This is a genomic window from Patulibacter ginsengiterrae (genome assembly GCF_056269115.1).
In genome coordinates this window covers 130610-152066 of record NZ_JBWDOG010000005.1, presented here as the reverse complement: position 1 = coordinate 152066, position 21457 = coordinate 130610, and the positions used below count along the sequence as shown (strand labels likewise).

At 73.5% G+C, this 21457-nt stretch carries 19 protein-coding genes; 9 read left to right on the top strand and 10 right to left on the bottom strand.

The window, feature by feature from the left end:
* Positions 1-34: 34 nt before the first annotated feature.
* Both ACVUH9_RS09780 and ACVUH9_RS09775 read right to left on the bottom strand, forming a co-directional pair.
* Positions 35-1135 carry a sensor histidine kinase gene (locus tag ACVUH9_RS09780; RefSeq protein ID WP_475756333.1) on the bottom strand — a complete coding sequence of 367 codons (1101 nt, stop codon included), beginning with the start codon at positions 1133-1135 and terminating at the stop codon, positions 35-37.
* Between the two features lie 28 nt (positions 1136-1163).
* Positions 1164-1844, bottom strand: coding sequence for a response regulator transcription factor (locus ACVUH9_RS09775; protein WP_475756331.1), 681 nt, complete (start codon positions 1842-1844; stop codon positions 1164-1166).
* Between the two features lie 231 nt (positions 1845-2075).
* Here ACVUH9_RS09775 and ACVUH9_RS09770 point away from each other — a divergent pair, with 231 nt between their 5' ends.
* The 5 genes from ACVUH9_RS09770 to ACVUH9_RS09750 are packed head-to-tail and all read left to right on the top strand — an operon-like array spanning position 2076 to position 6696.
* Entirely contained in the window at positions 2076-2609 is a 534-nt protein-coding gene (locus ACVUH9_RS09770; protein WP_475756329.1) for a hypothetical protein, read from the top strand.
* A gap of 35 nt (positions 2610-2644) precedes the next feature.
* Positions 2645-3676 carry a peptidoglycan-binding protein gene (locus ACVUH9_RS09765; protein ID WP_475756327.1) on the top strand — a complete coding sequence of 344 codons (1032 nt, stop codon included), beginning with the start codon at positions 2645-2647 and terminating at the stop codon, positions 3674-3676.
* The gene (locus ACVUH9_RS09760) at positions 3673-4407 is read left to right on the top strand and encodes an ABC transporter ATP-binding protein (RefSeq protein ID WP_475756326.1); all 735 of its coding nucleotides are present in this window, start codon (positions 3673-3675) and stop codon (positions 4405-4407) included. The genes ACVUH9_RS09765 and ACVUH9_RS09760 overlap by 4 nt, the downstream gene beginning before the upstream one ends.
* Positions 4404-5630, top strand: a complete 1227-nt coding sequence (locus ACVUH9_RS09755) for an ABC transporter permease (RefSeq protein ID WP_475756325.1) — start codon at positions 4404-4406, stop codon at positions 5628-5630. The genes ACVUH9_RS09760 and ACVUH9_RS09755 overlap by 4 nt, the downstream gene beginning before the upstream one ends.
* Positions 5631-5664: 34 nt before the next feature.
* On the top strand, positions 5665-6696 hold the full coding sequence (locus ACVUH9_RS09750) for a GNAT family N-acetyltransferase (protein ID WP_475756323.1): 1032 nt from the start codon (positions 5665-5667) through the stop codon (positions 6694-6696).
* A gap of 86 nt (positions 6697-6782) precedes the next feature.
* On the opposite strand, the gene ACVUH9_RS09745 is transcribed toward ACVUH9_RS09750, so the two are convergent.
* Complete coding sequence (locus ACVUH9_RS09745) at positions 6783-8180, bottom strand: hypothetical protein (protein WP_475756321.1); 1398 nt, start codon at positions 8178-8180, stop codon at positions 6783-6785.
* A gap of 32 nt (positions 8181-8212) precedes the next feature.
* Positions 8213-9796 carry a hypothetical protein gene (locus ACVUH9_RS09740; RefSeq protein WP_475756319.1) on the bottom strand — a complete coding sequence of 528 codons (1584 nt, stop codon included), beginning with the start codon at positions 9794-9796 and terminating at the stop codon, positions 8213-8215.
* Between the two features lie 351 nt (positions 9797-10147).
* Here ACVUH9_RS09740 and ACVUH9_RS09735 point away from each other — a divergent pair, with 351 nt between their 5' ends.
* Together ACVUH9_RS09735 and ACVUH9_RS09730 are read left to right on the top strand one after the other, a co-directional pair.
* Positions 10148-10714: a TetR/AcrR family transcriptional regulator gene (locus ACVUH9_RS09735; protein ID WP_475756317.1), complete on the top strand. Its 567-nt coding sequence runs from the start codon at positions 10148-10150 to the stop codon at positions 10712-10714.
* A 225-nt stretch (positions 10715-10939) separates the two neighbouring features.
* A complete protein-coding gene (locus tag ACVUH9_RS09730; RefSeq protein ID WP_475756563.1) occupies positions 10940-11827 on the top strand; it encodes a dihydrodipicolinate synthase family protein in 888 nt (295 codons plus the stop codon).
* Positions 11828-11907: 80 nt separating this feature from the next.
* Here ACVUH9_RS09730 and ACVUH9_RS09725 read toward each other — a convergent pair whose 3' ends face one another.
* The 5 genes from ACVUH9_RS09725 to ACVUH9_RS09705 all read right to left on the bottom strand — a co-directional run bounded on the left by ACVUH9_RS09725 (position 11908) and on the right by ACVUH9_RS09705 (position 15698).
* Positions 11908-12651 (bottom strand): hypothetical protein, encoded by a 744-nt coding sequence (locus tag ACVUH9_RS09725; RefSeq protein WP_475756316.1) that lies wholly within the window; start codon positions 12649-12651, stop codon positions 11908-11910.
* Between the two features lie 100 nt (positions 12652-12751).
* On the bottom strand, positions 12752-13234 hold the full coding sequence (locus tag ACVUH9_RS09720) for a GNAT family N-acetyltransferase (RefSeq protein ID WP_475756315.1): 483 nt from the start codon (positions 13232-13234) through the stop codon (positions 12752-12754).
* Entirely contained in the window at positions 13231-13401 is a 171-nt protein-coding gene (locus ACVUH9_RS09715) for a hypothetical protein (protein ID WP_475756313.1), read from the bottom strand. The genes ACVUH9_RS09720 and ACVUH9_RS09715 overlap by 4 nt, the downstream gene beginning before the upstream one ends.
* Positions 13402-13412: 11 nt before the next feature.
* Positions 13413-14867 carry a calcium-binding protein gene (locus ACVUH9_RS09710; RefSeq protein ID WP_475756312.1) on the bottom strand — a complete coding sequence of 485 codons (1455 nt, stop codon included), beginning with the start codon at positions 14865-14867 and terminating at the stop codon, positions 13413-13415.
* Between the two features lie 171 nt (positions 14868-15038).
* Positions 15039-15698, bottom strand: coding sequence for a response regulator (locus tag ACVUH9_RS09705; protein WP_475756310.1), 660 nt, complete (start codon positions 15696-15698; stop codon positions 15039-15041).
* A 119-nt stretch (positions 15699-15817) separates the two neighbouring features.
* On the opposite strand from ACVUH9_RS09705, the gene ACVUH9_RS09700 reads away from it, so the two are divergent.
* On the top strand, positions 15818-16438 hold the full coding sequence (locus tag ACVUH9_RS09700; protein WP_475756309.1) for a sensor histidine kinase: 621 nt from the start codon (positions 15818-15820) through the stop codon (positions 16436-16438).
* 26 nt (positions 16439-16464) lie between these two features.
* On the top strand, positions 16465-18507 hold the full coding sequence (locus ACVUH9_RS09695) for a sensor histidine kinase (protein WP_475756307.1): 2043 nt from the start codon (positions 16465-16467) through the stop codon (positions 18505-18507).
* A 29-nt stretch (positions 18508-18536) separates the two neighbouring features.
* Here ACVUH9_RS09695 and ACVUH9_RS09690 read toward each other — a convergent pair whose 3' ends face one another.
* Positions 18537-21344 carry a helix-turn-helix transcriptional regulator gene (locus ACVUH9_RS09690; RefSeq protein WP_475756306.1) on the bottom strand — a complete coding sequence of 936 codons (2808 nt, stop codon included), beginning with the start codon at positions 21342-21344 and terminating at the stop codon, positions 18537-18539.
* Between the last annotated feature and the right edge of the window lie 113 nt (positions 21345-21457).

The following is a 21457-nucleotide window of genomic DNA, read 5'->3' as shown; positions in this document are numbered from 1 at the left end:
CCGCTGGTGCGTAGCCCGGGGCGACCGCCCCGGGCTACGCCCGAACGGGAAGGACCACCGTCACGACCAGGCCCCCGCCGTCCCGCGGCCCGATCGTCAGCACGCCCTCGTGCACGGCGACGATCCGCGCGACCAGCGCCAACCCGAGCCCATAGCCGCGCTCCCCGTCGGGAGCGGCGGTCCGGCCCGCGCCCCGCAGGAACGGCTCGGCCAGCTGGGCGGCCGCCTCCGCGGTGTAGGCAGGCCCGGTGTTCTCGACCCGCACGATCACCCGCGACGCGGAGGCGATCGCGCGGGTGGTGATCCAGGCCTCGCCCGTGGGGTGGTTGTGGCGGATCGCGTTCTGGACCAGGTTGGCGACCAGCTGCTCGAGCAGCGCGGCGTCGCCGACGGTCACCGACGCGTCCAGCTCCGCCCCGAACGCGACCTGCCGACGCTCGGCCTCGTGGGCCTGGTCGTCGAGCGCGGTCCGGACGATCGTGGCCAGGTCGACCGGCGCCGAGACCGCCGTCACCGCGTTCGCGTCGGCCAGGCGCAGCAGCGCCTCGGTCAGCCCGATCGCCCGCGTGTTGGTGACCTGCAGGCGCTCGAGCAGCTGCGGGTCGTAGCGCGGCTCGGGATCGGTCCGCGCGACGTCGAGCATCGTGGCGGTCACCGCCAGCGGCGTCCGCAGCTCGTGGGAGGCGTTGGCCGCGAACCGCTCCTGGGTCAGGAACGCGTCGTGGAGCCGGTCGAGCATGTGGTCGAAGTTGTCGGCCAGCTCCCCGAACTCGTCGGACCGACCGGTCAGCGCGATCCGGTGGTCGAGCCGGCCGCCGGCGGCGATCCGCGCCGCCGCGTTGATGTCGTGCAGCGGCCGCAGGATCCAGCCCGCCAGCAGCCAGCCGCCCGCGAGCCCGATCGTGGCCAGGGCGGCCAGGGCCGCCCCGGAGAGCAGCAGCAGCCGCGAGAGGATGTGGTCGCGCGACGCGGGGACCGCATCGACCCGGCTCATGTCGACGTCGGCCGGGTTCAGCGGCGTCAGCGGGTAGTTCGGGACGTAGCGCAGGACCACGTAGACGCCGGCGAGCACGATCGCCCCGGCGGCGACCAGGAACCCCGCGTAGCTGAGGGTCAGGCGCAGCCGGGCGCTCATCTGCCGTCGACGGGGGACCGGTGCGGCCTCAGCGCGCATCAGCGTCCCCCGGCCGGCCGAGCCGATAGCCGACCCCCGTCACCGTGACGATCAGGTCCGGCGGGCCGAGGGCCTTGCGGAGGGTCGACATCGTCACCCGCGGGGCGCTGCTGAACGGATCGGCGTTCTCGTCCCAGACCTTCTCCAGCATCGTCTCGGCGCTGACTACCCCGCCGTCGGCCCGGATCAGCAGCTCCAGGACCGCGAACTGCTTGCGGGTCAGCTTCAGGTAGCGGCCGGCGCGGTAGGCCTCGCGCCGGAACGGGTCGACCTGGAGGTCCGCGAACTCCATCACCGGCGGCGCGACCGCGGGCGGACGACGGGCCAGCGACCGCAGCCGCACGATCAGCTCCTCCAGCGCGAACGGCTTGGTCAGGTAGTCGTCGGCCCCGAGCTCGAAGCCGCCGACCTTGTCGGACAGCCGCGCCGCCGCGGTCAGCATCAGGATCCGCACCGCCGGATGCTCGCGGGCCAGGATCGCGGCGATCTCGTCGCCGTGGACCCCCGGGATGTCGCGGTCCAGGATCACCGTGTCGTAGTCGACGACCGCGATCCGCCGCAGCGCCTCGTCACCGTCGAGCGCGACGTCGGCCGCGATCGCCTCGCGCCGCAACCCCGTCTGGAGCGCCTCCGCCAGGAAGCGCTCGTCCTCGACGATCAGGACCCGCACGGCGTGCTCTGTTGATCGTTCGACACGCGCCCAGTGTAGGCCGGGGTGGTGTTGCGAAAACGTCTGGAGATCCGCAGACGCTGGGCGAACGTGCCCGTCGCTTGACTGGTGATCGCAGCGGTCGTGGCGGGTTCGCACGGCCCGCCACGACCGCTTGCGCCATCCGTCCCGTCCCCACCCGACGGCCCACAGAACGCCGCCGGTCCTCCGGACCCCGGCAGAAGGAGAACCATGCTCACGACCGTTCGCCGTACCTGGCTGACCTACGCGACCCTCGCCGCCGCGCCGCTGCTGGCGGTCGGCCTGACCGCCTGCGGCGGAGGCGACGACAGCAAGCCGGCCTCGTCGACCTCGTCCCCGCCCGCCAGCTCGTCCGCTAGCTCGTCCGCTAGCTCGTCCGGCAACGGGGTCGCCTCGAGCGACGCCCAGTTCCAGTGGGAGCTGAAGTTCACCAAGTGCCTGCGGGCGGAGGGGATCAAGGTCGGCGACCCGGACCCGGTCAAGGGCGCGCCCGACGTCGTCCACGACGCCGCCTACAGCCGCGCGTTCAAGGTCTGCGTCGCCAAGATCGGCGACCCGCCGACGGTCATCGCCAACCGGGGCAAGGAGAAGCAGCAGCTCGCCTCGGGCCTGAAGACGGCGCAGTGCCTGCGCAAGGCCGGCTTCGACGTCGCCGACCCGACCCCGGAGACGGCGCTCAGGATCCCGGAGAAGATCAGCACGGCGGTCCTCAACAAGTGCCTCGAGGCCGGCGGAAGGCCGTGACCCCGAAGCCGCTCCGTTGGCTTGTGCCGGGGGCCATGGTGCTCGCGGTCGCCGGTGCCGGCGCCGCGGTCTGGGCCACGAGTGACGGCGGCTCGAGGCCCGCCGCACGGCCGCCGTCGGCGTTCTCGACCACGCCCGTCGTCCGGGGCAAGGTCCAGGAGGAGACCGTCGTCTCGGGCACGCTCCGGCTGGCCGGCCAGCGGAGCCTCACGGCCGGGCTGGCCGGCGTCGTCACCTGGCTCCCGGGCGTCGGCACGCGGCTGCGCTTCGGCGCCCCGCTGTACGCGATCGACAACCAGCCGGTGGTGCTGCTGCGCGGCACCGTGCCGGCCTGGCGGGGCTTCCGGCCCGGGATGACCGCCGGCCCCGACGTGCTGCAGCTCGAGCAGGCGCTGCAGGCGATGGGCTACCTCTTCGGGCCCACGGACCACGCGTTCCGGGCCGCGACGACCGCCGCGATCGAGCGTTGGCAGTCCGCCCAGGGCCAGCCGCGCACGGGTGTGCTCGTGCCCGGCGCCGTCGTCTTCGGCGACCGCGAATCCCAGGTCGCCGGCCGCCCCAAGCCGCTCGGCGCCCAGGTCGGCCAGGGCGCCCCGATCCTCAGCGTGTCGTCGGGGCAGACGATCGTCCGCGCCGCGGTCGCCCTCGAGGACCAGCGCCTGGCCCGCCGCGGCGCGAAGGTGACGGTCTCGCTCCCCGACGGCAGCACGACGAAGGGCACGGTCACGCGCGTCGGGTCGCCGACCGAGCAGCCCCAGGGCACCGGCGGCGAGAAGACGGTCGTGCTCCCGACGACGATCAGCCTCCGTCGCCAGCGGCGCGCGGCACGGTTCCGGCACGCCGCGGTCGGCGTCCGCTTCGTCAGCGCCGAGCACGACGACGTGCTCTCGGTCCCGGTCGAGGCCCTGGTCGCGCTCGACGACCGGACGTTCGGCGTCGAGGTCCCGACCACGAACGGCGCCAGCAAGCGGCTACCGGTCCGGACCGGCCTGTTCACCGCCGGCCGCGTGCAGATCTCCGGCCCGGGCGTCCGCCCGGGCCTCGACGTCGTCGTGCCCACGCAATGAGCGCGATCGTCCGCCTCGAGGACGTCGGCCGGCAGTACGGCGATCCGCCCGTCCACGCCCTCTCCGGCGTCACGCTGACGATCGACGAGGGCGAGCTCGTCGCGATCGTCGGGCCCAGCGGGTCGGGCAAGTCGACGATGCTCAACGTCGTCGGCACGCTCGACCGGCCCAGCTCCGGCCGCGCGCTGATCGACGGCGCCGACGTCCAGGCCCTCTCCGACGCCGAGCTCTCGGCGCTGCGCGCTCACCGGATCGGCTTCGTCTTCCAGCAGTTCCACCTCAGCGACGGCCTCAGCGCGCTCGACAACGTCGCCGACGGGCTGCTCTACGGCGGGAGACCGCGGCGGGAGCGGATCAGCCGTGCGCGCACCGCGCTCGAGCGGGTCGGCCTCTCCCACCGCCTGACCCACCGACCCAACCAGCTCTCCGGCGGCGAGCGCCAGCGGGTCGCGATCGCGCGGGCGGTGGTCGGCGAACCACCGCTGCTGCTGGCGGACGAGCCGACCGGCAACCTGGACTCGCGCGCCGGCGAGAGCATCGTCGAGCTGCTCTACGAGCTGAACCGAGCGGGGACGACGATCGTCGTGATCACCCACGACCACGAGCTCGCCGAGCGACTGCCGCGCCAGATCGCGATCAAGGACGGGCGGCTCGTCTCCGACACCGTCATCGACGACGCCACCGCTACCGCCTCGACCCCCAACCCCACCCCGACCGGAGGACCGGCATGAGTCCTCTCGCCCCCGCGGTGGCATCCGCCGCCCGCCCCCGGCCGCGGCGCTCCCGCCTCCGGGCCGACGACGTCCTCCGGCTGGGCACCGCGGGCCTGCGCGCGCGGCCGATGCGGGCGGTGCTGTCCGCGCTCGGGATCGCGATCGGGATCGCCGCGATGATCGCCGTCGTCGGCATCTCCGCCTCCAGCCGCGAACGGTTGAACGCCCAGCTCTCGGCGCTCGGGACCAACCTGCTGACGATGGAGCCCGGCGAGAGCGTCAGCGGTGCGCCGGTCCTGCTGCCGACCGACGCCGTCGCGCGGGTCCTCCGGATCCCGGGCGTCCAGACGGCGTCGGCGACCGGCAACCTCACCGAGGCGGGCATCTACCGCAACCGCACGATCGACCCGGGCCTGACCGGCGGGATCGTGGTCCAGGCCGCCGACCTGCGGCTGCTCGACGTCGTCGGCGGTCGCGTCTCGCGGGGGCGCTGGTTGAACCCGGCCACCGCCCGCTACCCGACGGTCGTGCTCGGCCACGACGCCGCTCTGCGGCTGGGGGTCGTCCGGACCGGCGGCCTGCTCTGGTTGGGCGGTCGCAACGCCACGGTCGTCGGGATCCTCGCGCCGGTCGCGCTCGCGCCGGAGCTCGACGGGGCCGCCCTGGTCGGGATCCCGGCCGCGCGACGCTCGTTCGGGTTCGACGGTCGTCCGACCACCCTCTACGAGCGCTCGACCGACGCCAGCGTCCCGATCGTTCGCGAGCTGCTGGGGCCGTCGGTCCAGCCGGAGACGCCGAGCGGCGTCAAGGTCTCGCGCCCGTCCGACGTGTTGGCCGCCAAGAACGCGGCCGACGACGCCTTCACCGGCCTGCTGCTGGCGCTGGGCTCGATCGCGCTGCTGGTCGGCGGGATCGGCGTCGCCAACACGATGGTGATCTCCGTGCTGGAGCGCCGACGGGAGATCGGCCTGCGGCGGGCGCTCGGCGCGACCCGCCGCCACATCCGGCTGCAGTTCCTCGCCGAGGCACTGATCCTGTCGACGCTCGGCGGCTTCGCCGGCGCGGCCCTCGGTGCCGGGGTCAGCGCCGCGATCGCCGTCGCCAACGGCTGGACCCCGGTGATCCCGCTGCCGGTCCTCGCCGCCGGCGTCGGCGCGACGACCCTGATCGGCGGCATCGCCGGCCTCTACCCCGCGATCCGGGCGGCACGGACGCCGCCGACGGTGGCGCTCAGCAGCTAGGTTTGCTCGGGCCTTGCCGCGAGGGAGACGCACGATGGAAGCACTGGTCCGGATCGGAACCGCCGACGACGTCGAGGTCGTCTTCGACATCCGCACGAGCGTGCGGGAGAACCACCTCTCGCGCGACGAGATGGCCGAGCTCGGGATCACCCCGGAGACGGCCCGAGCAGAGATGTCGACGTCGACGACGTCGCAGACCTGGATCGCGGAGGTCGACGGCCTCGCGGTCGGCTTCGCGGTCGCGCACGCCGACGACGGCAGCGTCTTCGCCCTCTTCGTCCGGGCCGAATGGGAGGGCAAGGGGATCGGACGACTGCTCATGAGCGAGGCCGAGGCGTTCCTCTCCCGGACCCACCAGCGGATCTGGCTGGAGACCGACGGGACCAGCCGCGCGAGCACGTTCTACCGCCGGCAGGGCTGGGAGCCGGTCGCGGAGCTCGACGACGGCGACGTCCGCTTCGAGAAGACCGTGAGCAGCCCGACCCGGGTGCCTCCCGCCGTACGCCGAGCGACGACCGACGACCTGCCGCGAGCGAGCGCTGTGCTCCGCGCGGCCTTCGCCGACTATCCCTGGACCCGCTGGACGGTCCCGGCCGACGAGCACGCCGAACGGGTCGAGGCGCTCCAGGCGATCTACCTGGAGCAGCTGGCCCTGCCGCACGGCACGGTCTGGGTCGACGAGCAGGTGCACGCGGTGGCCGCATTCGTGCCGCCCGACGCTCCGGCGCTCCCCGACGACGTCCTCGGACGGGTGGTCCAGCTGCACGGCGACCGGCTGCCGCGCCTGGAGGCCGCCAGCGCGTCGACCGACGGCCACGCCGACCCCGACGCGTGGTCGCTGGCGACCGTCGGCGTCCGGCCGGAGCACCAGGGCCAGGGACTGGGCCGGGCCGTCTGCGGTGCGGGACTCGACGAGCTCGACGCCCGACGGCAGGCGTGCGGGCTGGAGACCTCCGACCCCCGCAACGTCCGACTCTACGAGCGGCTCGGGTTCCGCACGATCGCCCAGACCCCGATCCCCGACGGAGGGCCGACCGTCTGGACCATGCACCGCGAGCCGCGCTGACGCGCGACATCGGCTGAGCACCGGCAGCGTGCTGAGGAGCGCGTCGGCGCCCGGACGAGTCCGGGCGCCACGGACCCCCGTCGGCCTCAGGGCGCGATCGTGAAGCCCGCGCTGACCGGCTTGCTGACCCGATCGCTGCGTCGGTAGCGGGACTGGGCGGTGAGCCGGTAGCGCCCGGCCGCCAGACGACGTCCGGCCAGCCGGCCCGTGAACGTCACGCTGTTGCTCCCCGCCTTGGCGTGGTGCAGGAAGTGCCCGCGCAGCCGGCTGCGGTACGGGCACGGCGCACCGCTCGGCTTCCCGGACGGCGCGAGCCGGCAGCGCCCGGCCTGCTTGACGCCGGAGCCGACGACGCCCGACCGCACGTCCTGGTGGGGCAGGGTCGCCCAGACGGTGCAGCTGCGACCGCCGCTGGCGGCGCCCTTCACGCGCACGCAGGAGCTGCCACGACGGACGCCGGTGGCCGCACGAGCGAGCGAGAAGACGGTCGTCGCGTCATGGGTGCTGCGATACCGGATCTTGGTGCCGCCGCCCTTCGCGGCGCCGGCCTTGACGACCGAGGCTCCCGAGCGGGCCGGGCGGACCGCCGTCGGGCTGACGCGCAGCCCGCGGACCTCGAGGGCTTCCCCCCCACCCTGGTTGGGATCGGGCATGAGCCCGACGGGGAGGCTGTAGCCGGACGCCGTGGCCATGATCTCGACGCCGAAGTCGCCCGCGGTCCCGTTCTCGAGCGTCCCGATCTGGAGCGCGTTGCCGGGATTGGCGAACATGGTGCACGAGCCCGGGTAGTTCGGGCCGCCGAGTCGGCAGCTCTGCCCGCCGCCCGCCTGCTGGACGTACATCGCCCCCTGCGTCAGCGTCCGGACGGTGATCATCATCTTGTTGCTCGGATCGGGCGGACCGACCTGCCCGGTCGCGACGCAGTCGATCACGACCGGGGACGCGCCGCCCATCGTCCCCGAGCAGCGCTGACCGACCGACGGCAGCGGCGCCTGCGCCGAAGGCCCGAAGGTGATCTTCGGCGTCATCTTCTCGTAGGTCCCGCCCCACTGCGCGGTGCAGACGGCCGTGAGGTCGTTCTGCGGCGAGGACTGCGAGCAGCCGATGTAGTTGCCCGCGCCCTGGTAGCCGCTGACGTGGTCGTCGTCCTCGGCGACCACCTCGTACCCGGTGCCGGTCGGCAGCGTGTAGTCGATGTACATGTCCCCGCCCTCGACGAGGCTCGGCGACGTGAAGCCGAAGCTGCCGGTGGCGCCCGCGGGGATCGGCGACGTCGGGATCGTGGGGTCGTCGACGTCCCCGTCACCCATCCAGTGGTAGGCGAAGATGCAACCGACGCCGCTGCTGATGGTGACGCCACAGTTGTTCAGCGTCGATCCGGCGTTGTTGACCACCGTCCCGGAGACGGACCAGCTCGTCTTGGCGTGGGCCGCCGGAGCGCTCAGGCCCAGCAGCGCCGCGGCCAGCACTGCGGTCCTCAGCACGTTCACGGGCGTGCGCCGCCGCGCTCCGCGCGTCACGAGCCGCTCCGGATCCGGAAGGTCGTCGACGCCGGCCCGCCCGTGGCGGTACCCGCCAGCGAGGCCACGGTCACGCGGTAGCGCCCCGCGGTCAGCCGCTTGCCCCCGACCCTGGCGATGGCGACCCGGTTCGTCCCGGCGTGATCGCGGTTCTGCTGATGGCCCTGGAGCGCGTTCCGCTGCTGGCAGCGGCCCCCGTTCTTCGGCCCGCGCTTGGCGGTCGCAGGACAGGGCCGGTTGCCGCGCGGCGTCCAGACGGTGTGGGTCGACGTCTTCGTGCCGACGCCCGGCAGGTCGACCCAACGCGTGCAGCGCTTGCCGCTCGTGCCCGTCTTCCGCGTCGGCGCCACGCAGCGCCCGCCCCGACGAACGCCCGGCCGCTCACGGGCGACGGTCAACACCGACCGCGCCGTCCCCGTGTTGCGGTAGGAGACCTGCACCGCCGGCTTCGCCTTCGCCGGCTTGCCCTTCGCCGCCGCCCGGGCTCCCGCGCCACCTGCTGCGGTCGACGCCCGCAGCTTCGTGATCCGCGGCTTCGTCACGGTGGCTGCTTCGCTCGAGGGTGCGCTCGGCTGGTGCACGCCCGAGAACGCGTTCCAGATGATGTTCTCGAGCTCGGTGTTGAGCTGCCCCGACAGGTCGTCGGCCATGCCCTTCGTGACCGAGGCCTGCTGCATGACCATCACCGACCCGGTCGACCAGTTGTTCAGGGTGGTCATCGTGATCGCATCCGAACCGCAATGCGGCGGCTTCCACTGCGAGCAGCCACCGCTGGTCATGAAGGCGCAGCTCTCGCCCTTGTTCTGCATGGTGCAGGCCAGGGTGTTGTTCGGACCGGATCCGTGGGCCTCGGTCTCGGGGATGGTGTTGAGGTTGGCCATCATCACCGGGCTGTCGCCGGTGTTGACGAAGTTCAGCCACATCGGGTTGTTCGGGTCCGTCGGGCTCCACTGACCGGTGCCGGGCGCAGCTGCTTGATCACTGCAGCTGATCCCGCCGGTCACGTTGGGGTTGACCGGGGCGCACTGCATCCCCGCCCCGCACAGGGCGCTCCCCGTCGTCGTGCTGCAGACCTGGCCGGCCGCCGTGTACGGCGGCGCCACCCCAGCGTTCGAGTAGAACGTGAACGAGGGCTTGAAGTCCGAGCTCGACGGATCCCCGTTCGTGCCGGCCGGGTAGGCGGCGAGGCAGGTGAAGGCGCTCGGCCCCTGCCCCGACTTCGCACCGCAGCCGGCGTACGCCTCGTTCGTCAGGTCCGTGACGCCTTGGTCGTCTTCGGCGACGAGGCTGAACTCGCTGCCGTCCGGCATCGCGTAGGCGAAGTAGCCGTCCGCACCCTCCGCGAGGTGCGGTGCGTCGAAGCTCGGCGAGTTGGTGTTGGCCCCGGGCCGGGACGAGAACTTCTGCAGCCCGCCGGCGGGCGACGACGTCCAGTCGCCGTCGACGAGGCCGGCGGACAACAGGTCGATGCAGCCCAGATTGCCGGAGCCCGGCGTACACGTGTCGGCCGTCGAGCCCGTGAGGTTCGTCATCGTCGGGTAGATGTTCCAGGTGCCGGCCTGCGACGGTGACGGCGCCACCGCGAACCAGGCGAGCGAGCCCAGCAGGACGAGGAGGGCGACCCAGCGCAGACGCTGTATCGAGGCACCCGAGGGCGCCTCCGTCGCTCGTCGAAGTGGAGCAGACCTACCGTCTGTAAACACGTGTGAAACTCCTGAAGGATGGGGATCGTCAACCTAGCAGGCACGCGGCCGAACCCAACAAAGTGTGGGGGACCCTGTAAGCCAATATCCCTCCCCTATCATGAACCCTGTACACCCAATGACGTACCCTGGGTGTGTGGAACGCTCGAGATCGAACGGCTCGGCCTCGATGCCGTCGATGACGGCCACCCCTGCGCCTTTCGGATAGCGTGTCCAGATAGGAGACCGATGCCCGCAGACCAGCCACCGAGCCCCAGACGGCGCGCCGACGCCGAGCGCAACCGCGAGAAGATCCTCGAGGTCGCCCGTACCGCCTTCGCCGGCCCCGACGCGCAGGTGTCGATGGCCGAGATCTCACGGCGCGCCGGCGTCGGCATGGCCACGCTCTACCGCAACTTCCCCGGCCGCCGGGAGCTCCTGGAAGCCGTCTACACCGACGAGGTCGACGCGATCTGCGCGGCCGCCGGGAGCGTCGACGGCGACTCCCCCGGGGCCGCGCTGATGGCCTGGCTGCACCGCTTCGTCGCGTTCTCGACCAACAAGCGCCAGGTCGCCTCCGAGCTGCTCACGCACGTGGACGCCAGCGATCCCGTGTTCAACGACGGCCGGACGCGCGTGCTGGCCGCCGGCCGATCGCTGCTCGATGCCGCCCAGCGCGCGCACGAGATCCGCGACGACCTCACGCTCGAGCAGATCCTCGACATGGTGATCGCGCTCGCCGGGATCAACGGCGACGCCCAACACATCGAGCCGATCCTCCAGACCGCCTTCGACGGCCTGCGTCCCCCGGCCTGAGCGGGGCAGCTCGGCGCGGCGGCACGAGCCGTCGCCGACGGTCGTCCTCAGGCGGTGCCGAACCAGCCCGAGAGCGCCGCTTGTGCGCCGTGGATGCTCCACCCGCCGCAGCACGCGCCCGGCGGTCGTCTCCTCGCCCCGCTTGACCTTGCCCCGGGGACAACCTCTAGCGTTCGACCCATGCCCATCGGAGAGCGGGCCCGACCGACCGCCGAGATCCCGCCGATGTTCCGCGGCCTGAGCGCCTTCCCGATCACGCCGATCACCGCCGCGGGGGTCGACGAGGACGCCTACCGGCGGCTCGTCCGACGGCTCGCCGACGCCGGCGTCGACTCGATCGGAGCGCTCGGCAGCACCGGGCTCTACCCGTACCTCACCGGTGAGGAGCGCCGGCGGACGGCGGCGATCGCCGTCGAGGAGGCAGGCGAGGTGCCGGTCATGATCGGGATCGGCGCCCTTCGCACCGAAGCCGTCCTCAGCCACGCCGACGACGCGCAGGAGGCCGGCGCCGCCGCTGTCCTGCTCGCGCCCGTCTCGTACCAGAAGCTCACCGTGGAAGAGGTCTACGAGCTCTACGCGACCGTCGCCCCCGAGCTGTCGGTTCCGCTCTGCGTCTACGACAACCCGGGCACGACCCGGTTCACCTTCGGCGACGAGCTCTACGGGCGGGTCGCCGCGCTGCCCGGGGTCGGTGCCGTGAAGATCCCCGGTCCCCAGCCCGAGGAGGCCGTCGCGCGGATCGCCGCGATCCGCGCCGTCCTGCCGGCCCGCGTCGCCCTCGGCGTCAGCGGCGACGAGCTCGCCGCCGCCGGACTCAACGCCGGGGCCGACGGCTACTTCAGCGTGATCGGCGGCCTGCTCCCCGACCACGCGGGGCGGATCGTCCGGGCCGCGCTCGCCGGCGACGCGCACGGTGCGCTCCGTGCCTCCGAGGAGCTGCGCCCGCTCTGGCGGCTGATGCGGGTCTGGGGCAGCCTGCGCGTGACCTACACCGCCGCCGAGCTGCTCGACCTCGCTCCCGACCCCAGCCTGCCGCCTCCGCTCCGCGGCCTGCCGCCCAAGCCGCGCGAGCAGCTGCGCCGGATCCTCGGCTCGCTCGACGTGCGGGTCTAGGCCAGGACCCGGCGGGCGATCGTTCCCCGTCCGTTGCCCGACGGGCTGGGCTGACGCTCGCGGCCCCGGCGCGTCGACCGCTAGCCGGCGACGGCCTCCGCCTGGGTCCTGCTCTCGGCCCGCCCCTGCACCACGAGCCACGCGGCCGACAGGGACAGCCACGCGATCGGCAGGAAGGTCGCGCCGCCGAGCGCGACGATCCCGTTCTGGCCGTTGAACGGTCCGGAGAGGCTGAACATCGCGCCGATCGCGAACGAGTTGGTGACGCAGGTGGCGAGGGCCAGCCGGGTCAGCCAGCGCGGCATGATGCCGGACCGACGACCGATCAGCGCGACGCACACGAAGTACGGGATCCAGATCGCGCCCATGATGTAGGCCGACGTGAACGCCGACACGTGCAGCGCGTGGATGATCTCGTCACTGACGTGGTCGACGAGCAGCGCGGTCGCCGCGAACAGGCCGACCTCGAGGAAGAAGACCGCGAACAGGACGAGGTCGCTGGCGAGCGCGATCCAGCTGAGGACGTGCCGGGGGCTGCGGTCGGCCGACCACAGACGGGCCGCGATCGCCCCGGACTGCCAGATCACCCCGACGGCGCCGAGCGCCGCACCGAACGCGGCGAGCTTGATCAGCGCCTGGTGGTCGCGGTAGAACGCGGCGCTGTTGGCCGCGGACGTCCCGTCGGGCATGATCGCGACGATCGCGTAGCCGATCACGAGGATCGCGACCAGTGCCGCGCCCCCGGCGAGCGCGTAGATCGTCGTCGCCTCCGGCCCCTGCTCGGCAGCTGCTGCGGGGGCAGGCGCGCCCTCGAGCCCTACCATTCCCGCTGCTGGTTGCGCGTCCATGCTGCCACCTTCCGTCGTCGTCGCGAGACAACGCTACCCGCAGTAGCGGCGGCCCCGCTCCCTGTCGTGCAGGACGTCAGGACCGTGGCGTCAACGCCCGGACCATCTCGAAGTTGACGAACGTCACGCCCCGCCGCTGCGGCCGGCGCTCTCGCCGGACCACGAACCCGTGGTGCTCGAAGAACGGTCGGGCGGTGATGCTCGCGTAGGCGCGCAGCTCACAGGCCCCGAGCGCCTCGGCGCGGCGCCGCGCCTCCTCCAGCAACCCGGTGGCCACCCCGCGACGTGCGACGCACGGATCGACGTAGAGCATGTCGATGTAGCCCTGGGCATCGACGTCGGCGAAGCCGACGACCTCGCCCTCGAGCTCCGCGACCACGGTCGACCGCGCGGCGCGCGCCGTACCCCAGGCCACCGGATCGACCGTCGACCACGCCGCGATCTGGTGGGGCGCGTAGTCCTCGGCGGCCGTGGTCCGTATCGCCCGGCCGAAGACGGCGAGCGTTGCTGCGGCATCGCCCTCGACGTACGAACGCACCCGCATGGTCGTGTCGGTCATCGATCCGCCGTGGCCCACGACGACCCGAGCCCGATCCGCAGGAAGGCGAAGACGCGATCGACCTCCTCCTCGCGAGACACGCGGGTCAGCGTCAGGCGGCCCGAGGTCACGATCGAGCAGGAGATCGTCGACGACGGGTCGTACCGCGGGCGGACGGCGGTCGTCATGAACCGGCGCATCAGCGGACCTTGACTGTGCGGGTCAGGGTCGAGGTCTTCCCCGACGCCGGGCGGAGCTTCACGACCAGCCGGAACGTCCCGCGCTTGACCCGTGAACGCTGAGCCTTCGACGCCTTCAGACGGACCTTCACGGTCCCGGCGGCCTTGGCCTTCGCGGAGCCCGACGCGACCGTACGGGCGCCCTTGCCTGTCCCTCGCACCAGCGACAACGTGAGCCTTCCGGCCTTCGGCGTCGTGATGGCGAGGCGCGTCCCTTCGCGGATCGCCTTCGCCGCGAGCTTCTTCGGCACCGTCACGCCGAGCTTCTTCGGCGTCTTCCCGCTGTTGCCGCCCTTGTCACCCTTCCCGCCCTTGTCGTTGGAGCCGCCGCTCGTCGGCGTCCGCTCGACCGTCTCGCAGTCGGGCGCGACGACGTCGACGGAATCGGCGAGCACGCGGTCCTGCCCGACGCCGCAGGTGATTGAGTCGACCTCGCCGTCACGGGCATCGATCGTGTCGTTGCCGTACGGCGGGCGGCACTCGAAGAAGTTGCACGCGGTGGCGGTGTCGGCGTTCACGCTGTCGCGCCCGGGACCGGGGTTGATCGTGTCGTTGCCGTAGCCGCCGACGATCGTGTCGTCACCGGCCCCGGCCTCGATCACGTCGTCGTAGTCGAAGCCGGTCAGCGTGTCGGCCTGCGGGCTGCCGAGCAGGCGCGACGACAGGGGCTTGGTCCGGAAGACGGAGAACTCGACCGGCCCGCCGGCGGCGGTGATGTCGGCCGCGACGAGCAGCTTCGCCACCTCGATGCCGGTGACGTCGTCGTTCTCGCCGGGACGGCCGTCGTCGGCACCACCACCGATGGTGATGCGCGCGGCCACGTCCGCCGCACCGCCGGAACCGCCCGAGTACTCGTACTGACTGAGCGTGTCGCGCCCCGGACCGCCGTCGATGATGTCGGCGAAGCTCGCCGTGCCACCCCCGCCGACGGTGTCGTCGCCCTCTCCACCACGAACCTCGTCGGCGTCGTCGCCGCCGTCTAGCGTGTCGTTGCCGGCGTCACCGAACAGGCGATCGTTGCCGCGGTTGCCCTCGATGACGTCGTTGCCGTCGCCACCGTGCATGGTCTCCGGACCCTGGTAGCCGTCGAGCGTGTCGTCGCCCGGACCGCCGTCGATCACGATCGGCGTGCCGAGCGTCCAGCCGTCCCCGAGCCGAGCGACATCGGCCCCGTCGCCGAGCTCGGCGCGGACGCCCTGCGGTTGGGGCACGCACCGCAGGCGCCCGACCGGGTCGAACTCGTTGTGCCCGCACGAGCCGTCCGCGGGCGTCATCGCGACGCTGTCGTCGAAGACGATCTCGCCGCCCTCGTCGTTCATGTAGAGGTCGTTGACCTCACCCGGAGCCGCGCGAAAGACGAGCACGCCACCCTCGGTGGTCACGGTGCCGGCGGAGGCGACGGCCGGGATCCCCACCGCACCGACGGTCGCAGCGACCGTCGCAGCGAGCGCCAACAGGCGGCGTCGCGACGGAGGCGAGGAAGAGCAGGAACGAGATCGGAAGAAGACCATGCACCGACCGTACGAACGCCCTTCGGCCCCCGGATCGGTCGGACGTCTCGGCCGCCTGCGACCTTCGGCGCGACGTCAGTCCCGGCGCCCGGGCTGCACGAGCCCGCTCTCGTAGGCGAAGACCACGGCCTGCACCCGGCTCTTCAGGTCGAGCTTCGACAGGACCCGCGTCAGGTGGGTCTTGACGGTCGCCTCGGAGAGGAACAGCGCGCCGCCGATCTCCGCGTTCGACTTGCCCGCAGCGAGTTCCTGGAGGACGTGGAGCTCGCGTTCCGTCAGCTCGCCGAGCTGCCCACGGAGGGCCACCTGGGGAGCGGTGCCGACGTACTCCTCGATCAATCTGCGGGTGATCGCCGGCGCGAGCAGCGACTCGCCGGCCGCGACTGTCCGGATGGCGGCGGGCAGGCGGTCGGGCGGTCCGTCCTTCAGCAGGAATCCCGCGGCCCCGCTGCGCAGCGCCTCGACCACGTACTCGTCGGCGTCGAACGTCGTCAGCACCAGCACCCGTGCGCGCGATCCGGCGGCCAGCAACCGGCGGGTCGCGGCGATCCCATCGAGGCGGGGCATCCGGATGTCCATCAGCACGACGTCGGGGTGCGTCGCCAGGACGACGTCGACCGCCTCGACCCCGTCGCCGGCCTCCCCGACCACCCGTAGGTCGCCGTCGGCCTCGATCAGCGCGCACAGGCCGGCGCGCAGCAGCGCCTGGTCGTCGGCGACCACGACCTTCGTCATCGGCGGTAGGGCTTCGACGGAATCGCGGCTGGCACAGCGTGATCGTAGGGGCAACGCCGCGCCGACTCCTACGACTTTCGGCTGATGACGCGCGCCTTCCGAGGTGCGACCGTCCGATCATGTCCACGATCCCACCGCCGGAACCGGCCGCGGCGCTCGTGGCGGCGCACCCCGATCCCGGCGCTCTGAACGCCCGCCGCGCCCGGATCGCCGGCGAGCTGAACGACATCGTGGCCCATGCGGTCACCGCGCTGGCGGTCTGCGCCGGCGCGGCGGAACGGCAGTTGGAGGGCGCCGCCGGACCGGCGCGGGAGTCGGTCCGCGCCGTCCGGATGATCGCGAGCGAGGCGATGGCGGACCTCCGACGGATGCAGGCCCTGTTGTACGACGGGCCGGCCTTGTACGCCCCGCAGCCGGGCCTCCGCGACCTCGAGCAGCTCGCCACCGTCGCCCGTGAGCGCGGCGTCCCGGTCGAAGTCGCGCTCACCGGCGACGTGTCCACCGTCCCGCCGAGCGTCGCCGTCAGCGTCCACCGGATCGTCGAGGCGGCGCTGAACGACGCGGCCCCCGGCGGGCCGGCATCGCTGATCGACGTCGAGGCCGGGACGTGCGCGCTGGTCCTGCGAATGTCGCTGCCCCGCATCGACGCCCTGGACGACGCCCACGACCGAGTCCGCCTGCACGGCGGCCGACTGGAGCACGACGGCGTCGACACCCTGACCGTGACCCTCCCGCTATGACGGCACGGGGTAGGGTGGCGCCCGAGGTGGACACCGTCCCGAGCCCACGTCCCTCCCCGCTGCTCCAATCGCGGGTCGCCCTTGCCGTCGTCCTCTGGGCGATCAGCGAGCCGCTGCTGCTCGACGGGACCGCCTCGCGCTGGGTCGCACTGGGCTTCGGGCTGCTCGTCAGCCTGCCGCTGTTGCTCTCGCGGCGGGCACCGATCGCCGTCGCCGTCGTGATCGCCGTCGCCTATCTCGCGCAGTACGCGCTCGGCGACCGGATGCAGGACGCGATGTCCCCCGAGCTCGCGCTCGCGTTCGGACTCTTCGGGGTCGCCGCGTACGCTCCGGCGTCGACCGGCCGCTCGGCCTTTGCGCTGCTGCTGGCCGCGGCCGTGCCCGCCGGGTTGTGGGTGATCTCCGCCCTCGACCTCGGAAAGGTCGAGCAGATCCACGAGGCGCAGTACCTCTACCTCGCGGCCGTGACCTTCGCCGGGGTCCTTCCCGGCCTGGCCCTTCGCAGCCGGCAGCGGGAGGTCGACGCGCTGGAGGGGGAGGTCCAGACGCTCTGCGCCCAGGCGGCCACGGAGATCGGCGTGGCGGTCGACGGCGAGCGGCGAGCCCTGAGCCACGACCTCGTGCGGGTCGTCGACGGTCTTGTCGACGAGATCCGGGGGCTCGTCGTCGAGGCCCGCCGGACGGTCGGGACCGCGGAGTCGTCGGCAACCGCGTTCGGGGGGCGGATGGCCGATGCGGCGGGCCGGGCCGCGGACGAGCTCCGCGCCCTGCTCCAGACGCTGACCGGCCCGGCCGGCGAACGTCCGGCGGAGGCAGCGCCGACCCGACGCCGGCTCCGGCGACCCTCATCCGCGGAGCTGCGGAACCTCGCCGGCCTGGCGTTCCCCGTCCTCGGACTCGCGGCCCTCGGCGTCGCCGACCGGATCCAGCTCCCGACCCTGCCGGTGACGCTGCCCACGACGGACGGCGGGTCGCTCGCCGTCGGTGCGTCCGCGGTCGCGCCCGCGGTCGGATACCTGTTGGCCGTGCTGACCCCGGTCGGTCTGCTGTTCCGGCGGCGTGCACCGGTGATCGCGGTCGCCACCGTCGCCGCCTTCCTGGTGCTCCGCGCCCTGCTCGACGAGCTCTCGTCGTTGACCATCTCCCAGGTCTTCGTCTGCGGGGCGCTGGCGTACAACGCCGGGGCCTGGCCGCGCACACGACGCTCCGCCCTCGTCGCGCTCGTGATCGCCATGGGCGCGACGGTGACCTGCTGGGTGCTGGAGCAGTATCGCTTCGACGCGCTCGTCTACGGGTACATGGTCGCCGTCCTGCTGGGCACGTGGGCGATCGGCCGTGCCGTCCGCAACGACCTTCGCGAGACCCTTGCGCTGCGGGCACGGGCCGCGGTTCTGAGGACCCAACGCGACCGCCTGTGCCGGGTGGCGATCCGCGGCGAACGCCGGGACGTCGCCCGGGAGATGCACGACGTCGTCGGCCACGGGCTGTCGCTGATCGTGGTGCAGTCCGGCGTGGTCGGCGTGCTCGCGGCGCGCGACCCGGAGCGCGCGCGGGATGCCCTCGACCTCGTCGAGGGCGCGACCCGCACGACCCAGGCGGAGCTGGAGGCGCTCCACATGGCGCTCGATTCCCCGTCCGGCGCCGGTCCAGCCCGCTCCTGCTCGCGGACGCTCGAGCGGATCGTCGACGATGCGCGCGGCGCCGGCCAGCCGGTCCTCGCCTATATCGACCCGTGCGTCGACGAGCTCGTCCCGGACCACCGCACCGCCGTCGTCCGGATCGCGCAAGAAGCCCTGACCAACGCCCGCAAGCACGCGGGCGCCGCCGCCGCGACGCTCGAGATCGAGGTCCGCGCCGACCGGGTCCTGCTGCAGGTCCTCAACGACGCGGGAGCACCGCAGTCTGCCGCCCCTCGCGGATCCCACTTCGGCCTGCGGGGGATGGCCGAGCGGGCCGAGGCCCGCGGTGGCCGGCTGGAGGCAGGACCGAGCGGCGACGGCGGCTGGGCGGTACGGGCGGAGCTCCCCCGGGACACGGCCGCAAGTCTCGTGGGCCTGAGCGCCGACTGACGACGCGGTGCAGCCGTACGGGCAAGGGTCTACTCGCTCTGAGCTGCTGGCACCGGGAGTGCCGCCGCGAGGTCGGTCCGGGTCTTGATCCCGAGCTTGCCGTAGACCCGCCCGAGGTGGTGCTCGACGGTCTTCCGGGTCACCCACAGCGACTCGGAGATCTCCCGGTTCGTCAAGCCCTCGGCCGCCATCTCCGCGACCCGCCGCTCGCTCGGGGTCAGCGACTCGGCCCCGCTCAGCAGCGCGCGCCGTGGTCGCGCGCCGGCCGCCTCGAGCTCCCTCCGGACCAGCCCGGTCAGCAGCGCCGACTCCGCGCGAGCGGCCAGGTCGAGCGCGGGCCGCAGCACGTCGCGCGCGTCGCTCCGCAGGCCCCGTCGCCGGAGCACCGCTCCCAGGTCGTGCAGCGCCCACGCCCGCTCCATCCGCATCGGGCTGTCCTCCAACGTCCGCACCGCCTCCCGCAGCAGCTCGATCGCGTCGTCGCCGGTGAGCGCACGGGCCCGTACGCGGAGGGCGGCCCCGAGAGCCCCGCGGGTTCCGGCCGCTCGGGCGACCGCCACGTCGTGGTCCATCAGCGCCAGCGCCTCGTCGTGGTCCCCCCGCGCCGCGAGCAGCTCCGCCAGCCGCAGCCGGCCGCGGGTCGCGAACGGCGAGGTCCACCCGCGCGCGTCGCCGGCCGCGATCGTCCTCCGCAGGTCGTCCTCGGCCTCGGCCCCGCGCCGCAGGTGGGCGCGAACGGCCGCCCGGGCGGACCGCACGAACGGCTCGATGAACGTTCCCTCGGCCGCTCCGAGCGGGACGTCGACGATCGCAGCCGCGTCGGCCGCCCGGTCGAGCAGCAGCAGGTTCTCGGCCGTGATCGCCGCCAGCGCCGGGGTCGTGACGTCCAGCCCGAGCGCGCTGACCGCGTCCAGCCCCAGCTGCGCGCGGGCCGCGCCCGTCGCGACCGATCCGAAGTCGCGGTGCCAGTAGCCCCACGACTGGTTGACGAACAGGCTCGCGACGTGCAGCCCCTGCCGGCGGATCTCGGCTTCGCCGTCTGCGAGCAGCTGGCGGCAGCCCTCGCCGTCCTCCGCGAAGCGGACCGCGTGGGTCAGCAGGTTCCAGGTCGATCCGCCCTGGCCGACGTCGTCGACCAGCGCGCCGTCGGCCATCGCCCGACGGGCCAGGTCGAGGGTCTCGGCCGGAGGACGGCCGGCCGAGGACGCCTGCAGGGCGAGGTGGGCGAGCATCACCGGTGACGGATCGGGGGCGGCGAACCCGGCCGCCATCCGCTCGTCCCGCTCGGCGGCGAACGCGTCGACGAAGATCAGCGCCTCCATCACGAACGCCTCGAGCCGCAGCCGCAGCGCCGGGTCGTTCGTCTCCGCCCGGGCCCGCTCGGCCGCGGTGAACGCCGCCGACGGATCGGTGTGCACCAGCACGAACGCCAGCGCCGCCCGCGCCCGGACCGCCTGCTCGCCCTCCAGGCCCGCGTCGAGCGCCTCGCGCAGGCGCTCGGCCCCCGCTGGTCGCTGGGCGCGGATCTCCAGCTCGCCGAGCTCCAGCAGCACCCGCGGCCGGTCGGGGGCCGGTGGAGGCTCCTCGAGGGCGCGGGCCAGCAGCTCGACCGCGGTCTCGGTCGCCCCCTCGGCCGCCGCGATCCGTGCCGCATGACGGAGGTCCGCAACCGCGTCCGGGTCCCCCGACGGCTCCGCCGCCAACCAGTGGGACGCGACCTCGGTCGGCCTGGCCCCCCGCTCGCGCAGCCGCATGGCGCACGTCCGGTGGAGCCGCATCAGCTCGCCGCGCGGCGACGCGGCGACGACCGCCGCGCGAACCAGCGGGTGGACGAACGCCCGCCCGCCGGGGGCCAGGACCGCTGCCGTGACCAGGGCGTCGACCGCCGAGCGTGCGGCGGCCGGGGCGAGTCCGGACAACGCGACGACATCCTCGGTCGGGATCCGCTCCCCGCCGACGGCGGCGGCGCGGGCGACCTGCTCCACGTCGGGACCGAGCGCGCGGAGCCGGCGCTCGACGACCCGCGCCACCCCGCGACCGCCGATCTCGTCCAGCCGGCCGCTCTCCGACTCGAGGCCGTGCAGCCCGTTCGCCGCCGACTCGCGCGCGAGGACGGTGACGAGCAGCGGGTTGCCGCCGGTCGCCGAACGGGCCGCGGCCACGAACGGCGGAGCCACCTGCTCCCCGAGCTCGCGGGCGAGGATCGCGCCGACCGCGTCGTCGCCCAGCAGCGCGGGGCAGAGGGTCTCCGCCGCCGGGCCGGCCGCGAGCTCGGCGAGGACCGCGGCGGGCGCACCGGGCTCGTTCGGTCGCAGGCTGCCCACCACGAGCACCGCGAGGTCGTCGATCCGGCGGCTCAGGAACTCGAGGAACCGGACCGACGCGACGTCCGCCCAGTGCAGGTCGTCGACGCGCAGGACGACCGGACGCTCCTCCGCGAGGTTCGCGACGAGCCAGAACAAGCCGCTCAGCACCCCGTACTCCGGGTCCCCGCCGGTCTCGCTCGTGTCGGCCGAGAAGAGCCCGGCGGCCCGGGTGGCCGCTCCCGCGAACGCCCGCTCGCGTGCGGCCAGATCGAGGCCGTCGAGGGCCGGCTCCAGCAGTTGCAGCACGACCCCGAACGCGAAGCCACGGTCCAGTTCCGAGGCCCGCGCGCCGAGGACGAGCGCGTCGTGCTCGCCGGCCAGCGGGTCGACGGCATCGAGCAACGCGGTCTTGCCGATCCCGGCCGGCCCCTCCAGCAGGACCACCCGTCCGCGCCCGGAGGCCGCCTGCTCGACCGCACAGCGGAGCACCGCGGTCTCGCGGTCGCGATCGAGCAGCGAGGTCTCCGTCACGGCGTGGAATTCTACGGCGCACGACGGCGCACGCCACTCGTGACGGACGGCGTGCGGCCGGCGGCCTCACCGGCGGACGGAGTCGCTCGGCCACGGCACGGCCGAGCGTCCTC

Excerpts from the sequence above, each read along its gene's own strand:
- ACVUH9_RS09755 (WP_475756325.1), top strand. The coding sequence starts at position 4,404 with ATGAGTCCTCTCGCCCCCGCGGTGGCATCCGCCGCCCGCCCCCGGCCG.
- ACVUH9_RS09730 (WP_475756563.1), top strand. The coding sequence starts at position 10,940 with ATGTTCCGCGGCCTGAGCGCCTTCCCGATCACGCCGATCACCGCCGCG.
- ACVUH9_RS09720 (WP_475756315.1), bottom strand. The coding sequence starts at position 13,234 with ATGACCGACACGACCATGCGGGTGCGTTCGTACGTCGAGGGCGATGCC.
- ACVUH9_RS09700 (WP_475756309.1), top strand. The coding sequence starts at position 15,818 with ATGTCCACGATCCCACCGCCGGAACCGGCCGCGGCGCTCGTGGCGGCG.
- ACVUH9_RS09715 (WP_475756313.1), bottom strand. The coding sequence starts at position 13,401 with ATGACGACCGCCGTCCGCCCGCGGTACGACCCGTCGTCGACGATCTCC.
- ACVUH9_RS09735 (WP_475756317.1), top strand. The coding sequence starts at position 10,148 with ATGCCCGCAGACCAGCCACCGAGCCCCAGACGGCGCGCCGACGCCGAG.
- ACVUH9_RS09760 (WP_475756326.1), top strand. The coding sequence starts at position 3,673 with ATGAGCGCGATCGTCCGCCTCGAGGACGTCGGCCGGCAGTACGGCGAT.
- ACVUH9_RS09780 (WP_475756333.1), bottom strand. The coding sequence starts at position 1,135 with ATGAGCGCCCGGCTGCGCCTGACCCTCAGCTACGCGGGGTTCCTGGTC.
- ACVUH9_RS09705 (WP_475756310.1), bottom strand. The coding sequence starts at position 15,698 with ATGACGAAGGTCGTGGTCGCCGACGACCAGGCGCTGCTGCGCGCCGGC.
- ACVUH9_RS09725 (WP_475756316.1), bottom strand. The coding sequence starts at position 12,651 with ATGGTAGGGCTCGAGGGCGCGCCTGCCCCCGCAGCAGCTGCCGAGCAG.
- ACVUH9_RS09765 (WP_475756327.1), top strand. The coding sequence starts at position 2,645 with ATGGTGCTCGCGGTCGCCGGTGCCGGCGCCGCGGTCTGGGCCACGAGT.
- ACVUH9_RS09770 (WP_475756329.1), top strand. The coding sequence starts at position 2,076 with ATGCTCACGACCGTTCGCCGTACCTGGCTGACCTACGCGACCCTCGCC.
- ACVUH9_RS09750 (WP_475756323.1), top strand. The coding sequence starts at position 5,665 with ATGGAAGCACTGGTCCGGATCGGAACCGCCGACGACGTCGAGGTCGTC.